The sequence below is a fragment of the Legionella birminghamensis genome (assembly GCF_900452515.1).
Taxonomy (GTDB): domain Bacteria; phylum Pseudomonadota; class Gammaproteobacteria; order Legionellales; family Legionellaceae; genus Legionella_C; species Legionella_C birminghamensis.
The window spans coordinates 3,307,501-3,323,226 of sequence record NZ_UGNW01000001.1 but is presented as its reverse complement, the minus strand read 5'-3'; the positions used below and the strand labels follow the sequence as shown (position 1 = coordinate 3,323,226).

Here is a 15,726-nt window from a genome sequence, read left to right as displayed (position 1 = left end):
TTAAAAAGTATAGCAAAAGGATAGCAGGACTAGGCGATTATCAGTAGCTGCTGAAGTGTTAAAGAACAGTAAACCATACTGTTAATCAAAAGGCGTCGCTATTTTATCGGTTACTGATGAATACGTTTTGTTTTTCATCGAGTCAAAGGTGAACTCATCGACCTGAATGGCATCCCAGCGCGCTTTTTCAACCTTCATTAAGGTGTCCATTTCCTCTTGGGTCAGCTCTCCTTTGGTAACCTTGGTTTCCAGGAGGTCATGCAGCTTGTCAAACTGGTAACGTTTTAAACCGCCCACTTTTTGGTACAAACCGGCATTTTGAATTAACAATTGCAAGGTTTCCTCCATGCGATCAACAGGCTGACTGCTGTCGCCGCTCAAGAAAATCCAGTGTTTCATGTCATCGCGGTATTGATTATTGCTCATCATCGATTTCGCAAGCTTCTTGTCTAGGCGGTCACAGGGATAACGCATGGTTTGCCCAAGTGGGAAGATTAGGAACTGCACTAAGCCGCCAATCAGCTTCGAGGGGAAATTTTGACAGAAATTAATCATTGCCTGCTGTGCATGATAAAAACAATAGGATGTCGCCCAAAGGGCGTGCAGCTGTTGATCGGCATTGTCTTTATTATCCTGATAAAGTCTGAGTGCGGCCATTGCCAGGTATAAATAGGACATTGCATCGGCTAAGCGTGCAGAGAGGCGCTCCTTGCGCTTTAATTCACCGCCAAGATAAATCAGTGAAAGATCCGCCAGCCAGGAGAAGGCATGACTTAAGCGGGCCAATTTTCTATATTGTTTTTTGAGTGCATTATCAGGCGCTGCGATAAATAGTCCGCCTGTCCATCCGGAACAAATGCTCTTGGCAAAATTCTGCAGAAAATAATGAATATGCTGCCAAAGCAGATTGCCAAATTCTTTTTTATCTTCCTTGGCAATTGCATAAAACTCTTTGCGTACGAAAGGGTGGCAAGCCATGGAACCCTGGCCAAAAATCAACAAGTTCCTGGACATGATGTTAGCGCCCTCAACCGTAAGCGATATCGGCAGGCTCACATAGAAACTGGTTAAATAGTTTCTCGGCCCGACAACCACCGCGCGGCCAGCATGAACGTCCATCGCGTTATTTATAACCTTCCGTGCCAGTTCCGTATTAAAATATTTGGTCAAAGCAGAGGCTACAGACGGCTTCATATGCTGATTAACGGCGGCAACAGTTAACAGGCGGGTGGCATTAATCAGATAATTCAAGCCCGCAATTTCAGCCAGCTTTTCCTCGATGCCTTCAAATTGCCCAATTTCCACATTGAATTGGCGGCGGATGCGAGAGAAAGCACCGCTTACCAGATAACAAATGGATGAAGAGGCGGCTGCCAGGGCGGGTAGAGAAATTGAACGTCCGATGGAGAGACATTCGACCAGCATTTGCCAGCCATGACCGGCATTTTTCTGACCGCCGATAATAGTATCAATGGGTACAAAAATATTTTTTCCACGGATAGTTCCATTCATAAAGGGCTGGTCGGCAGGCAGGTGACGGTTGCCAATTTCGAGGTTTTCAGTATCCCGAGAAATTAATACACAGGTTATTCCCTCTTCACCGACACCATTCAGCAAGCCCTGGGGATCTTTCAAATTGACCGCCAGTCCAATTAATGTGGCGACCGGCGAAAGCGTAATCCAGCGCTTGTTAAGGTTAATAGTCAAACCAAGGACAGTCTCGCCATTGACTTGTTTTTGAGTAACAATAGCTTCTGACTGGATGGAAGTCGCATCACTACCGGCGCCGGGCTCAGTCAATGCAAAGCAGGGTATATCAATCCCTTTCGCCAGATTAGGAAGATATTTGGCTTTTTGCTCATCAGTGCCATAATAATGCAGAAGTTCACCTGGCCCAAGGGAATTAGGCACCATTACCGTAACTGCAGCAACTCCTGAGCGGCTGGCAATTTTCATAACGACATCGGAATGGGCCCTGGCAGAAAATCCCTTGCCGCCGTATTCTTTGGCAATAACCAGACCCAAAAAGCCTTTCTCTTTAATAAAGTTCCATACTTCTTCAGGCAAGTCTCCTTCCTGACTAATATTCCATTCATCCAGCATGTTGCAAAGCGCCTGGGTTTCGTTATCCAGGAAGGATTGTTCTTCAGAAGTCAGTGCTGAGGAAATGTTAGAAAGTTTATCCCAGTCAGGAGTACCGGTGAAGATATCTTCTTCAACCCAGGTATCGCCAGTATTAAGGGCTTCCTCTTCTGTTTTTGAAAGCTTGGGAATGGATTTGACCGAGCGTTTATAAATAAAGTCGACAAAGGCCGCTCTAACCGGCTCCACGTGTAAAAGGACAACGGTTGCTAAGATAACCAGCCAGATTAAAATGCCTGGCAGCCAATGCATCCCGATAAAAAAGCTAGCCAGAATCAGATAAACGGCCGACCCTACTTCCCAGGCTATAGCGGGCAAACCGCGATACAAGACGATTAGAGTAAACACGAGATAAATAAGAAACAGAAGTGTAGCCATGTTTATTCCTTTAAAATATTATGAAGTAATAAATGAGCAATTAAGCATTTGATTTTGTAGTATATACTCGTTACAGTTATTTTTGCGAGAGTAGCGTGGCAAATGATTTTAATTCCTTAAGGAAAACTGAGGCATGGCAAACAAACGCTTGGTTTGGAATTTTGAAATTGACTCTGACGGTTTAATTGATTTTTCTGCTTTGGCATCTGAAGAACCCGATATACTACGTTGGGAGATCCGTTATTTTTGGCCTGCAGACAGTTTTATCACATTGTATGGGTTGGGAGAGGCGTTTCTGGATTTGTCGCGGTATCAGATCAAACAGCGAGTGGATGTTTATCATCTTCTGAACGATGGCTATTACAATATAAAAGATCGCCGCGATGAATTGCTGTACAAACCCATGATTGAAGAGCGCGGCGGATGTCAGGGGTTTGGGCATAAAATAAATCTGCTGACCCAGTCTCCGGGGGAACTTTTGCTTGGCGAGCCAGCACTTACCGTAAGGGAAATGTTGAGCAAAATTGAGCAGGAAAGCCGCATGATTCGAGTGGATAAAGTGGCGCTTAAGTACAAATTACCCCTTGCCCCTGCGATTAAGCTCGAATTGGCAAAGATTCGCATTGCCGACCAGGGCTTTTTCAGCGTCTGCATTGAAGGACGCTCCCACCAGTTGGTAACGCGGGTAAGCCAGTTATTGATGAGACAGCACATTCCCTGCGATTATGTGCGTTTTTTGAAACAGACTCATTTTCATGAATAATGTGTTGTTAAACCTGATTACCAGTTTTGGAAAAATCGGCGTGGTCTCTTTAGGGGGCGGAAATTCCATGCTCAAACTGATTGAAGTAGAAGTGGTCAATCACCGGCATTGGGTAGGCCAGGAAGAGTTTATTGCCATGGTCGGCTCAAGCTTTCTTTTTCCGGGTTTAACTGCGGTTAAATTATCCGCCTTAATTGGCTATAAGCTGGCTGGTTTTCTTGGTTTGCTGCTGGCAGTTTTCGCTTTAAATTTACCCGGATTAATTCTGGCGGTGCTTGGCTATCAGTTTTTAAATAATCACAATTCGCCGCTTGCACAGAAAATAATGATTGCGGTGCAATATGGTGCATTGGCATTACTGGCTGCTGCTTCCTATTCAGTTGCGCAAGGGGTTATACAGACTTATTATTCCTTGCCTGTGCTTATTGCCTGTATCTTATTTTTTCTGGCTTTGGTATACCTACAACTATCCCCTTTCTGGGGATTTATCGCCTATATTGGCATCTGCTTCTTTTTAGTCCATACCTAATAGAGAGTAAATGTTTTAATTACAGCAGGAGCAATTTTGAGCAAGATTTTGGACAATCCGGATTTTTTTATAAACAGGGAATTCACTGCCCTCGCGTTTAATGAAAGGGTTTTGCAACTGGCAAAGGATGAGCGTATTCCCTTGCTGGAGCGGATGCGTTTTCTATGCATTTGCTGCGGTAATCTTGATGAATTTTTTGAAATCCGGGTCGCAGGCCTCAAAGAAAAAATAGCCATTTCCTCCCCTAAGTTGAATATAGACGGTTTACGGGCCGATGAAGTGTTTAGTCAGGTCAGTAAAAAAGCCCATAGTTTAAGCGATGAGCTTTATCAGATTTTCAACAAACAGCTGCTCCCGGAAATGCGCAAGGAAAACATTCACTTCTATGATGTGGAGGAGTGGACTGAAGATATTCATTTATGGGCGAAGCATTATTTTAAAAATGAGGTGCTGCCTATCGTTAGCCCTATTGCTCTCGATCTGGCGCATCCATTTCCGCGCTTGTTCAATAAAAGTCTCAACTTTATTATTTCCTTGCGCGGCAAGGATGCTTTCGATCGGAATATTGATTACGCCGTAGTCCATGCGCCCCGTTCCCTGCCTCGGATGATCCATTTGCCTTCTGAGTTGTGTACAGATGGCGGCAGTTATTTCGTGTATCTTTCTTCCATTATCCAAACGCATATCAGCAGCCTGTTTCCGGGGATGGAAATTAATGGCTGTTACCCTTTTCGTTTAACACGCAACAGCGACTTATTCTTGCGGGAAGAGGAAATTGAGGATTTGGCTGTTGCAGTACAGCGCGAACTGTTCTCCAGGCATTATGGCCATGTGGTGCGTCTGGAGGTCGATAAAAAATGCCCCGAACATATTGTCGATTTCCTCTTGCAAAAGCATCATTTGCACCATGAAGATACTTATTATTGCGATGGCCCGGTGAATTTGCAGCGCTATTACAGCGCTATTAACCGAATCGATCGCCCCGACTTGAACTATCCGCCATTGACTGTTCAATACCCTGATTATATTCATCAGCGCCGTAATCTTTTTAATGTGCTGGATGAACAGGATATTTTCCTGCATCACCCATACCAAAGCTATGAAGTCATTATTGACTTTGTACGCCAGGCTGCTGCTGATCCCAATGTTTTGGCGATAAAACAGACTCTGTATAGAACACATTCGGAATCCGTAATGGTGAGGGCCCTGGTTGAAGCTGCACGTTCCGGCAAGGAGGTAACGGCCGTTGTAGAGCTTCGTGCCCGTTTTGATGAGGAGTCTAATCTGAAATTAGCCAACCGCCTGCACGAAGCCGGTGTTTTAGTTCTTTACGGGGTAATGGGCTATAAAACACATGCCAAAATGACACTGGTGGTGAGAAGGACGCATGGCAAACTCAAGCGCTATGTACATCTTGGTACAGGAAATTACCATGAACAAACTGCAAAGCGTTATACTGATTTTGGCTTACTAACCTCCGATCCGTCAATCACTGCAGATACCCAAATCATCTTCCAGCAACTAACCGGTTTGGGCCGCACGGTCAAACTGAAAGCATTATCCCATTCACCCTTCACCTTGCAAAAGAATATTATGAGTCATATTGAAGCCTGCTGTGAAGCGGCAAAAGAAGGAAAAAATTCGGAAATCAACATAAAAATTAACGGGCTGACTGATAAAGCCATGATTCAGGCGCTGTACTTGGCCTCGCAGGCGGGGGTCAAAATTAATTTAATTGTACGCAGTATGTGCTGCCTTAAACCAGGGATCCCTGGAATATCTGACAATATCCGCGTCCTCTCTGTATTGGGGCGGTTCCTTGAACATCATCGTGTCTATCATTTCCGGATTGATGACGAGGAACATTATTATTGTGCCAGCGCAGACTTGATGGAGCGCAACCTATACAATCGCATTGAAGTATTGTTTCCAATTCAGGAGGAAGGGATCAGGAAACGCATTAAACAGGAAATATTCAAAAACTATTTAAAAGACAATATGTATGCCTGGGAAATGCAAACGGATGGAAGCTATAAGCCCTTGTGCAATGGCTCCCATTCTGCGCAAGAAAAATTACTTCAAATTTATGCAAAAACAGCCAGTAATGAGTTCAAAAAAGTATAGCCGCTGTGTTTTGCTAATCATAATTTCTTATCACGTGATTGATTCTTATCATTAACGCTCAGCGTTCTAATTTGCCTATTATTTTCTGGCGATATAAAAACACTAAGGAAAATATATGGATACATTTGAAAACAATAGTAATTTAGACACTATCATCAGCTATAAAACCCTGGATAAAGACTATGGGCGGACAAAGTTTGCAGGTCCTGGCTATGGTGAGTTTGATATGGAAAAGTATAAAGCGCTTGAGGAATTGTTAAATCCTGATGCCGTTGATGTAACACTGTAAACTGTATTATCCCGAGTGGGGCTGTAAGCCAGGCCCCAGGGGAAATTAGGAGTCATTATGGATAATTTACAGGTTGAACAACGTGCTTACAATCTTAATGATGCTTTATTGATTGGTCTTGATGAAGCTTTAAAAAATCACATTAAGCCCGCTTTTCAATGTATAGGCAGTTTGAAGCACAAGGGGATTCATTTAAGTACTTATCTATGTGCTGCCAATAACCATCAGTTGGAGCTGTCTTCCTTAGGGGGAGCAAGCGGCAGCGAGGAACAGGCTAAAGTAAAAGCCTTGTTTGAATCATTAGAAAAATCAATTGGCATCAGTCTGTATAAAAATAATTTACTCAACCAGTATTCATTTTCTACCGCGAGTTCGCCATCCACGAGTTTTCTGACGAAGCATCAACTAATGCCCAAACGTTTACTGGAAGAAAGCTACCAGAAAAAACCTTACCCCTGGATTGAATTGCACCCCCTCTTTAATGGAGGCAGCATATATTACCCATTGGCTTTAATTTATCCTTTTATTGATGAAAACATTGCTTCACTGAGCAATGATATCGGGCTTGCTATCGGAGCGACGCGAGAAGAAGCGATCATCCATGGCATTAATCAATGGGTCGAGCGGGACGCCTATTCGTTGTTTCTGCTAAAAACAGTGCTTCATCATAAGCCAGTTCCTGCAAGGGTGATGCGAAAGAACACCTTGCCTCCATCTGTCACTGAAATCATAGCGGCCATTGAGCAGCATTATGATGAAAATATATTAGTGGTAGACATCAGCAGTGATAATTCTATCCCAGCCTTCGTTGTCAGTTTTACCCGGCAGACGATGCTGCTGCAGCCCCAGGGGTTTGGCGCCTCACTTTCTAAAGAAGCGGCATTGAAGCAGGCCCTGTATGAGTCGGTACAATACAAAGAGCGATTCAATGCAAATGCCAGGGTTTATCGTGAGCAAAATGCCAGGTTTTTTGAGAAAAGCCCTTTGCTGTTAAAGGCGATGATCGGCGATCTGCAAATGCTGGTAGATAATAAAATCTGTGTAGAGCTCAATTGGGATGATGTTCCTTCATATTGTTTGCCAAACACCTTAAGTCAGCAAATTCAATTGATGGCCGAACATTTAGGGGCTTGTCAGGCGACTATTTATGTCGCTGATTTATACCAGTCATCCACTGGTGTCACGATCACTTACACCTTAATCCCAGAGCTTGAAAATTTTAGTTTAATCCGTGACGCAAAATGTGTGGCGATTAAGCAGCGGGCATGGAGTATATTAAATGAATTATGAAAGACAAATGCCATCCTGGATGGCTATGGGAAAAGCAAAGCTAACCCTTAACCAATTGAATTTACATGCTGATTTCCAGCAATATGGCAGTGAGATTAAGACCTTTCATTGCAAATTAATTGATGATCAATCGCATTCCATCTTTTATGGTTGCGGGAAAGGAATCGGGATTCAATCGATGGTAAGTGCTTGTTTTGAAGCCCTGGAACATTATGCGGTGTTCGATTTTTGTCAAAAAAATCAGAATAATTATTTTTCTTTAAGTGATCCGCGGATTGCAAATCCCTTGAAAACACATCAACTCCTGACTCCTTCAATATATCAGGAAACAGGAGAATTACCCTTCGCCAGATTTGAAGAAATTGCCTCTGGTGAAATACTGTATTATCCATTGTATTTAATCGATCCGCGCTACGCCAAAAGCCCGGCTGCCCGGGATGAATTTAATTATGAGCCTTATTCCTGGCAGGCCTGTGATTCAGGCATTGCCTCGGGTACCAATGAGGATGAAGCCAGTATTCATGCCCTGAATGAAGCGATAGAGCGTGATGCTTACTCTTTATTTCTCATTCAGGCGTTTTTATTGCATGGACCTGTTTCGATCATCGACAAAGATACAGTGCCTGAGTATTTAAAAGAAATGATCAATCATATTGAGCAGGTGTACGACGAGGAGCTCCTTCTGGTGGATATCACCAGCGATATAGGTATTCCAAGTGTTCTGGTCAGCCTGACTAAACAATCGATGCCCATTCAACCCATTGGTTGTGGTACATCGCTTTATAAAGACTACGCTCTGGAGCGGGCACTTTTGGAATCCTTACAGCCATTGCATTTGTTTAATGATCATTTGCTGCAAAATCAGCTGAAAACCTTGAGCAATTTTGCGGAAAAGCCATTATTGGCTCAATGTGCCATGGCGGATATTGCCAGTCTGTCAGCTCAATTTAAAATGAAGCATTTTGATTCGCTTCCTGATTATAAAGGGGCTTCTTCGCTAAGCCATCAGTTAGATTGCATTATTCAAAGCATTCGCAAGCAGAATTTTTCTATATTCAAGACTACTATCGCTGAACTTGATAGCGGTTTTCATTGCCTGAAGTATATTATTCCTGGCCTGGAGCAATTTTATCTGGTAGAAATCGGAAAACATATTCTACCCAATACAAGAGGTATGAATTTTATTCGGAATAGCAGGCTCAACCGGCGTACTTCAGCTTGCTCTTGAGAAATGGTTACAAGCTTTGAACGAATAGAAACAATCTGGATCTGATTGTATTGGGACCGTTCGGCCTGAGACGGAGCTAAATCGGCACATCAGGCCGAACGGCGATACGCCCCTCAGGCTTTTGCGCTTTAATGCTCCAAGGGCAAGCCGCGGAGGTGGAGCTTAAAAAATGTCATTTGAGAAGGATAAATGAAATTACTGGATCCTCAATTGCAGATTTTCTTTGCTGTCGCCCAGCATAAAAGTATGCATGCAGCAGCCAAGGCGGTGCACTTAAGTCAGACAGCGGTTACTCAACGTATACGTGCTTTGGAAACCAGATTACGCACCACACTCTTTATACGCAGCCATCACGGCGTCTTGCTAACCTCCGAAGGGGAGGCTTTGCTCCGTTATTGCCAGGCGTCTCGAGAGCTGGAAGGGATTACCTTATCCAATATTCATGGGGCGGGGGTGGAGGCGACTGTGCGATTGTGCATCAGCGGTCCCACCAGTATCATGTCCTCACGGATAATTCCTGCCTGTCGCCCATTATTAAAAAAATATCCTCGCTTACTTATTACTTTCCACATTAATGATTCTGAGCACAGAATTGCCTCGCTGCAAACGGGCAGTAGTCATTTTGTAATTATTGAACCGCAGCATCTCTTTAAAGAAATGCAAGTGAAAGCGATCCGGCCAGAGCGTTATGTCCTGGTGGCTACAGCGGACTGGGCTGGCCGGAATTTGAAAGATATTTTACAAACAGAACGAATTATTGATTTTGATGAGTCAGATCCCATGACCCTCAATTATCTGAAACACTATGATCTGCTGAAATACGTTCAATCCGAACGCCATTTTGTGAATATTAATGAGTCATTGCTCAGCTTATTTAAAGATGGGTATGGTTATGGTGTTTTATCGGCTGAACTTTGTCAGCCTTTTCTGGAGAAAGAACAATTGATAGTCCTTAACTCAGGTCAGTTTTATGAGAATAAGCTCGTACTTGCCTGGTATGCGAGAACAGAAACGCCATCCTATTTCGCAGATGTTATTACTTCCATAGTCTGAATCGTTAAGAATGCAGTAAACAGTGCAGGCGAATTATACGGAGGATTGCCATTGATTCAATATTGTCCGGGTAAATTCGAAAGCCCAGGCTTTAATAAAGCAAAGTTTTACTGCTTTTTCCTGCTTCTTCCCTCGCCAGTCGCGGCACCAGGTATCCAGGAAGCAAGGTCTGCAGCTCCCGGAAAATCGCGGATGCTTTTTCATCGGGTAAATCAAAATGCGCAGCACCGGCGACTTTATCCAATACGTGCAGGTAGTATGGCAGTATTCCACAGCTGAATAAGCGTTTACTTAACTCCGCCAGAGTGCTTGCTTCGGCGTTCACCGCCTTTAACAAAACCGCCTGATTGAGTAAATGGCAACCCGACGCCCGCAATTGCCGGCAGGCTGTTTCAACGTCTTCATTGATTTCCTGGGCATGATTGCAATGCAGTACCACCACCTTGTGCTTTCGCAATGCACTTAAAATGCTTGAAAACTCTTCATCGATACGTTCAGGCAGCACAATTGGAACGCGTGTATGGAAACGTATCGTTGTCACATGGTCAATCTGATCAACTTCCCCGAGCACCTCTTTCAAAACCCTGTTAGAGGCTAATAGGGGATCGCCGCCGCTCAATATTACCTCAGATACATCGGGATGTGTCCTGATATATTCAATAACCCTTTGCCAGCCTTCTCTGCCAGGATTATTTTTCTGATAAGGAAAATGTCTGCGGAAACAATAGCGGCAGTGGACAGCACAAGTACCAGTCAATGTTAATAGAACGCGTCCATTGTATTTATGCAATAAGCCATTTAAAGGATTGCTGTTGTTTTCCTGCAGGGGATCCTGTTGATAGCCTTCGGCGTCAAAAAGCTCTTTTTCAGTAGCGAGGACTTGCAACAGCAAGGGATCATCTGGGTTATTTTTTTGCATGCGGGCGGCAAAACCGCGAGGAACGCGGGTTTTAAATAACCTTTCCGCGGCCGAACTGTCTTGAGTGGCCAAGCCCAGAAACTGCAACAACTCAGTCGAAGAGGCAAATCCCTGCGCTAAAATTTTTTGCCAACTCACAAAGGCATCTCGCATTAATGGAACAAAATTGATAAACTCGCCACTCTAACGAAAATGCGACAAAATCTCAACTGTGGAGTACTAATGGCTATTTATAGCACGAATGAGTTTAAAAATGGATTGAAGGTAATGGTTGATAATGCCCCATGCAGTATTGTTGACTGTGAATTCGTTAAACCAGGAAAAGGCCAGGCGTTTACCCGAGTTAAAATTCGGAATTTGAAAACAGGCCGGGTAGTGGAGCGCACTTACAAATCAGGCGAAACGCTGCCATCTGCGGATGTAAGCGACGTTGAAATGCAATATCTATACAGTGATGGAGAGCTTTGGCACTTCATGGTTCCCGACACGTTTGAACAATATGGAATTTCAGAAGAGACTTTGGCAGATGCAAAACAATGGCTGAAAGAGCAGGATATCTGCATTGTCACTTTGTGGAATAATGAGCCTATCCAGGTTATGCCTCCCAATTTTGTGGTTCTTGCGATCACTGAGACCGATCCTGGCGTTCGCGGCGATACGTCTGGCGGCGGCGGTAAACCCGCTATTCTGGAAACCGGAGCAGTAGTTCGCGTGCCCTTATTCATTCAAACTGGCGAACTGATCAAAGTTGATACACGTAAAGGCGAATACGTTTCCCGCGCTAAAGAATAATTTCTCCCGCCTTACTTCCTATTACCGTCTTTGCGAGCAAAGCGGAGCAATCCAGATCGATGCCTGAACAGCGCTTCGATCTGGCTTAGCCAACGCAGGTCAGACGCAAACAAAGTATTTGTCTAAGTCGAATCTCCGCAGCTACGACCATCCGAATCCCCCGCTGCGCAGCCCCTTCGAATCCCCACGGCCGCGACCACCGAATCCCGCGACTGCGATCACCGAATCCCCGCGGCATCGACCGCGGGGCCCATGCCTGTAGGATTAGCATGGCCGTCAGACAAGTTTCAATGTTGCCAAAAAATAAGATTTAACAGGTAGTCATAAACAAGTGTGCTTAACATTCAATTGGCTTCGTGTGGCCCCGCGGTCGCGGGGATTCGATAGCTTTTAATTCTCATGCACTTGTGTAGATAGCTATGGGTCGCAGCCGCGGGGATTCGGAGCGGAAAAAGAGACCTGTACATCAAGGCGGGACTCTACTAATAGCACCCGATAGATGAACCATTTTGACTTAAATTAGTTCATCGGGTAAAATATTTGCTCTATTTAGTAGGTAAGTGAGAAATATGAAGTATATCAAGTCAAGCGATTGGAGAAATGCAGTCAAACTACATAAGCCGGGAACATATGGCGAAGCCGCAAATAAATTTCAAGCAATGCTTAATCAGCTGAATATCAGAATGGATAAATTTTCGGCAAACAATACAAGTGTTCCGAATGCTTTATATGAGGACTACAGCGCAGTAAGTGAATATTTATTAACTTCCTATTTTAATTTATATAAAGAATCAGATTTTGACATTGTGGAATATGAGCACATTTGGCAGTTAATATCGTCTATTACCGGAGTTATGCTAAAGGCATCCGAAAGATTTCCTGAAGCTGACATTTTAAAAATTATTACCCTTAGCGCTGAGTTTTGTGAAAAAACCAGTGGTAAAGCCTCTGAAAGTTGTCTGGAAGCCGAAGAAGTTTCTGAGAAAATTCCATTGTTGGATATTGCGCTGAAGTGGGTGGATCGTTCCATATCATTATTCGATGAACAAGGAATCAAGGTGGGTTTTAGTGCATTCTTGCTAAAGCTTGAAATTTTGCGTGATCGCTTCAATCTTTCTGAAGATAAACAGAATTTTCTGGACATGCTTGAGCTGATTAAAGAGCGAAACCTTCTTAAAACACATGGCGTCACACCAGCACAACGTCTTTACTTTTTTGCATTAAGCCTTCAGGCGGCTAAACACTTTCCGGAAGCCAGGTTAAGCACTGCGATAGTAAAAGCGGCATTGAATTTCTCAACCTCATCTTCTTTTCCTATATTAACTGGTAATGATGAGGAGTTAGAATATTTAAAGTACTGGTTGGATATTTTTCAAAACCAGCTGGCAGAAAATTTGGGAGAGTCTACTATCGAACCCGCTGAGTTCTTCAGCCGCAGCGTAACACCCGAAGGGGAAGAAGCAATTCATTTGGCAATCGAACCGCGCCAGTTTCTTAGCAATATAGCTTTAGAAAAAATGCCTGTTGATTTGGATGATACTGATGATTCCTCTATTAATATAAGTACAAACAGTGAATCATCTAGTTCTTCTGAGATTATCGAAGAAGTCGTTGTGATATTCGACGATGAAGAAGCACTGCCTTTACTTTTGGAGACTGGTCAGGGAAATAAAGGCCGCAAAAAAAGAGAAGCTTCTCAGGTGGTTGGAGAAGATATCATTTTAACTAAAACTTCGACAAAGAAACAAAAAAGAGAGGAAGTTGAAATTATCGAAGTCTGTTTGGAAACCCCAGATACCGTTGTCATAGAAGAAGAAGTGATACTTATTGAGGAAAATAATGGGCTCTTGCAGCAAGAGCAGGATATACCGTCTGCCACTGCCGCGCAAAGACCAGCTATGCAGCAGCCGGCCTACTTTTCCAGTAGTGCCCAGGTGATTTTTTTCAGAAGAAGCCCAAACTCTTTGCCCGCTTCGGCGCCGGGTATTGAAAACAAGACATATAATATTCCAGCCATTGGCCACGCATTAATTAAGGTTTTGGAAGATTTCATTGCAGAAAGATCACGAGAAAAGTTCAAGCCCATCATTTTGTCCTTTATTGCTAACTTTATGGAAAGTCCCAGACACGGTAACCAGCCGGCTGTTAGTTTATTCTTATATCGACAGGCAAATGTATTACATCCTCAAAATAATAAGTTGCTTAAGGGAATGTTCAACCTGGTTAAAGAGCATCCCGAGCTAATAAATGAAGAGCAAAACTATGCTTGTGTCGCCAATGAGAAAATTTATTCAAATACGCTGATTATGCTTCATTCAAAACTGGGCCGACTGTTTGAGGACAAGGCGGAAGAATATAAAATTCTTGTTGAAAAATTGCTGCAATACTTAGAGCGAAAATTGCAAGCATGGAAGTCAGAGTTCCCTCCATCTGTACTTAAGCAAGCTTTCATTGAGAAGTTTAATGAGGAAATTAATAAAGCAGCGACTTCTTCATATGCAATAATCGGTATGTCTCAAGCGGGTAACTGAGCCAGGATTGTTTTAGAACCGTTCGGCCTGAGGAGGAGTAAAGCCCCGTTACTAAAGGCGGTGGCCTCAGGCTGAACGGAGATAAAAGCTATAGGTTGGCTATCCAAACTTTGAAGAACTTCAATAGTTATTCGCGGTAAGAGTACTATTAACTCCTTCATACATATATAAAATCCTTCATTTTGACCAAAATTAGATCTCAAGGTATAATGCTTGCTCTTCTTTATATGAGTAGTAAAAAAATGACTAAGGCTGAACTTCTAAAATACCGCAGGCTGGTAGCGAAGAAATGTAAAACAATAAAAACCCATTGCGACAATCTTGTAAATGGCGGCCCTTTTGATGCAGCAGAATGTGTTAACGTTTGGGAATTAATGAAATCTGATATCTCATACTTGCAAAAAGTAAACGATAACATTGGTGAATTAAGATCAAAAGATTTGCAAAAGAAAGTTAACGATACCTGGATGTTACTAGCTGAGACGAGCATCAATATTGCTGACTGGATTCTTTCAATTGTGAAGGAAGAGGTCGAGCCAAAAGAGGGTGAAACGCTGAAGATTAAGGATGTCATGCTATGGAGGGACAGAGGTTTCCAGTATCTGGAAGATGCTCAGTTATTTATTCCTTACTATCATCATTTTCTTGATGTAAAAATAGCTTATTACCAGGCTCGCGATGAGAAAGAGGCACCCATCTATTTTAAAAAGATTCTTAATAAGTTTAAAACCACTAAACTATTGGAAGATGCAGCAAAAAAATTGTACATGCCATATCTGGTTGAGCTTTTCGAAATTGCGCTGGATGTGATAACGAGTTCAACTGAGGACGAGAAGCGAAGCCAGATGATTCAGCATATTCTTAACTTTGCTGAAATGTCTCCTCTCTCTCTACCCTATGATGAGAACACTAAAAGAGCAGACAAAGAGGCATATAAGCGGAGATTTAAGGATTTTGTTCAGTTAGTCAATCAATATATGGCTGATGAGCAGAGAAAAGCGCTGCCTGCTGAAAATCGTTTGCGTGAAAGCCTGGAAGAAGAACTCAGTGATGATGAGGTATATATTGCTGAGCCTGAATCCGAAGAAAAAAGCGAGCTTCTCCCTATGGAAATGAACAGTGAAAGTGATTCTGAACTTTCACCTGCTGAGATTACATTAAAAGCAAAATATGCTGTTCTGCGTAATAATCAGAATGGCTCCGTCAATGGAAAAAGAAGAAATATCATTCTGTCTGATAATGAAACGGAAAGCGAAACTGAAAACGAAGAGGAATTGCATACTCCTGCGACTAAAAAGAGAGCGCTTGGTTTGTACAATAGTACCGATGCGGTTAATGATCTGGCATCGATGGCTAATTTAGATGTTGATGTCGTTATGCCTCAAACTCCGATTTCCAGTTCTTCAACGCTTGTACAAGGAGGCTTCTTTGCGAGTCATCGAAACTCGCCGTCACCTGTAAGACCCAGTGAAAAGATCTACACTGCGAGTGAAGTAAGTAATGCCCTGGTTACAACATTGCAGCATTTCACTCCTTACAGCAAGTCCTATCATGCAAAAGTTCTTGAACTGGTAGCTGATGGTTTAAAAGCCCAGCTTTCGTTTTGCAGTTTATTCCTTTATCGTCAAGCATTAGTGCTTGATTCTGGCAATGATGAAGTATTGTATAAGTTTGCAGGCGTTCTAGAG

Annotated in this window: 12 protein-coding genes (1 of these 12 only partly in view); 10 read left to right on the top strand and 2 right to left on the bottom strand. The window is 43.1% G+C overall.

Features of this window, described 5'->3' with window-relative positions; translation table 11 throughout:
• Positions 1-81: 81 nt before the first annotated feature.
• Positions 82-2,520, bottom strand: coding sequence for an acyl-CoA dehydrogenase (locus tag DYH42_RS14185; protein ID WP_058525099.1), 2,439 nt, complete (start codon positions 2,518-2,520; stop codon positions 82-84).
• 133 nt (positions 2,521-2,653) lie between these two features.
• Between DYH42_RS14185 and DYH42_RS14180 the strand changes: the two genes are divergently transcribed.
• The 7 genes from DYH42_RS14180 to DYH42_RS14155 all read left to right on the top strand — a co-directional run bounded on the left by DYH42_RS14180 (position 2,654) and on the right by DYH42_RS14155 (position 9,796).
• Entirely contained in the window at positions 2,654-3,283 is a 630-nt protein-coding gene (locus tag DYH42_RS14180; protein ID WP_058525098.1) for a hypothetical protein, read from the top strand.
• Positions 3,276-3,812, top strand: a complete 537-nt coding sequence (locus DYH42_RS14175) for a chromate transporter (protein WP_058525097.1) — start codon at positions 3,276-3,278, stop codon at positions 3,810-3,812. Before DYH42_RS14180 ends, DYH42_RS14175 begins: the two co-directional genes overlap by 8 nt.
• Before the next feature lie 36 nt (positions 3,813-3,848).
• A complete protein-coding gene (gene ppk1 / locus DYH42_RS14170; protein ID WP_115317103.1) occupies positions 3,849-5,936 on the top strand; it encodes a polyphosphate kinase 1 in 2,088 nt (695 codons plus the stop codon).
• 115 nt (positions 5,937-6,051) lie between these two features.
• Positions 6,052-6,225: a hypothetical protein gene (locus tag DYH42_RS16650; RefSeq protein WP_157062417.1), complete on the top strand. Its 174-nt coding sequence runs from the start codon at positions 6,052-6,054 to the stop codon at positions 6,223-6,225.
• A gap of 57 nt (positions 6,226-6,282) precedes the next feature.
• A complete protein-coding gene (locus DYH42_RS14165; protein WP_058525095.1) occupies positions 6,283-7,515 on the top strand; it encodes a YcaO-like family protein in 1,233 nt (410 codons plus the stop codon).
• Positions 7,505-8,743, top strand: a complete 1,239-nt coding sequence (locus tag DYH42_RS14160) for a YcaO-like family protein (RefSeq protein WP_058525094.1) — start codon at positions 7,505-7,507, stop codon at positions 8,741-8,743. Before DYH42_RS14165 ends, DYH42_RS14160 begins: the two co-directional genes overlap by 11 nt.
• Positions 8,744-8,932: 189 nt before the next feature.
• A complete protein-coding gene (locus DYH42_RS14155) occupies positions 8,933-9,796 on the top strand; it encodes a LysR family transcriptional regulator (RefSeq protein ID WP_058525093.1) in 864 nt (287 codons plus the stop codon).
• A gap of 91 nt (positions 9,797-9,887) precedes the next feature.
• Here the strand turns inward: DYH42_RS14155 and epmB are convergent, their stop codons facing one another.
• The gene (gene epmB / locus DYH42_RS14150) at positions 9,888-10,886 is read right to left on the bottom strand and encodes an EF-P beta-lysylation protein EpmB (protein ID WP_272946886.1); all 999 of its coding nucleotides are present in this window, start codon (positions 10,884-10,886) and stop codon (positions 9,888-9,890) included.
• A 51-nt stretch (positions 10,887-10,937) separates the two neighbouring features.
• On the opposite strand from epmB, the gene efp reads away from it, so the two are divergent.
• The 3 genes from efp to DYH42_RS14135 form a co-directional block, all read left to right on the top strand.
• Positions 10,938-11,507: an elongation factor P gene (gene efp, locus DYH42_RS14145; RefSeq protein WP_058525091.1), complete on the top strand. Its 570-nt coding sequence runs from the start codon at positions 10,938-10,940 to the stop codon at positions 11,505-11,507.
• 569 nt (positions 11,508-12,076) lie between these two features.
• Positions 12,077-14,038: a hypothetical protein gene (locus tag DYH42_RS14140; protein ID WP_058525090.1), complete on the top strand. Its 1,962-nt coding sequence runs from the start codon at positions 12,077-12,079 to the stop codon at positions 14,036-14,038.
• A 242-nt stretch (positions 14,039-14,280) separates the two neighbouring features.
• Positions 14,281-15,726, top strand: partial view of a hypothetical protein gene (locus tag DYH42_RS14135; RefSeq protein ID WP_131793054.1) — the 5' portion only. The gene runs 273 nt beyond the window's last position; the window shows 1,446 of its 1,719 coding nt (coding positions 1-1,446); its start codon is at positions 14,281-14,283; its stop codon lies beyond the right edge, outside the window.

Excerpts from the sequence above, each read along its gene's own strand:
- DYH42_RS14180 (WP_058525098.1), top strand. The coding sequence starts at position 2,654 with ATGGCAAACAAACGCTTGGTTTGGAATTTTGAAATTGACTCTGACGGT.
- DYH42_RS14185 (WP_058525099.1), bottom strand. The coding sequence starts at position 2,520 with ATGGCTACACTTCTGTTTCTTATTTATCTCGTGTTTACTCTAATCGTC.
- DYH42_RS14155 (WP_058525093.1), top strand. The coding sequence starts at position 8,933 with ATGAAATTACTGGATCCTCAATTGCAGATTTTCTTTGCTGTCGCCCAG.
- DYH42_RS16650 (WP_157062417.1), top strand. The coding sequence starts at position 6,052 with ATGGATACATTTGAAAACAATAGTAATTTAGACACTATCATCAGCTAT.
- DYH42_RS14165 (WP_058525095.1), top strand. The coding sequence starts at position 6,283 with ATGGATAATTTACAGGTTGAACAACGTGCTTACAATCTTAATGATGCT.
- efp (WP_058525091.1), top strand. The coding sequence starts at position 10,938 with ATGGCTATTTATAGCACGAATGAGTTTAAAAATGGATTGAAGGTAATG.
- DYH42_RS14140 (WP_058525090.1), top strand. The coding sequence starts at position 12,077 with ATGAAGTATATCAAGTCAAGCGATTGGAGAAATGCAGTCAAACTACAT.
- DYH42_RS14160 (WP_058525094.1), top strand. The coding sequence starts at position 7,505 with ATGAATTATGAAAGACAAATGCCATCCTGGATGGCTATGGGAAAAGCA.
- DYH42_RS14175 (WP_058525097.1), top strand. The coding sequence starts at position 3,276 with ATGAATAATGTGTTGTTAAACCTGATTACCAGTTTTGGAAAAATCGGC.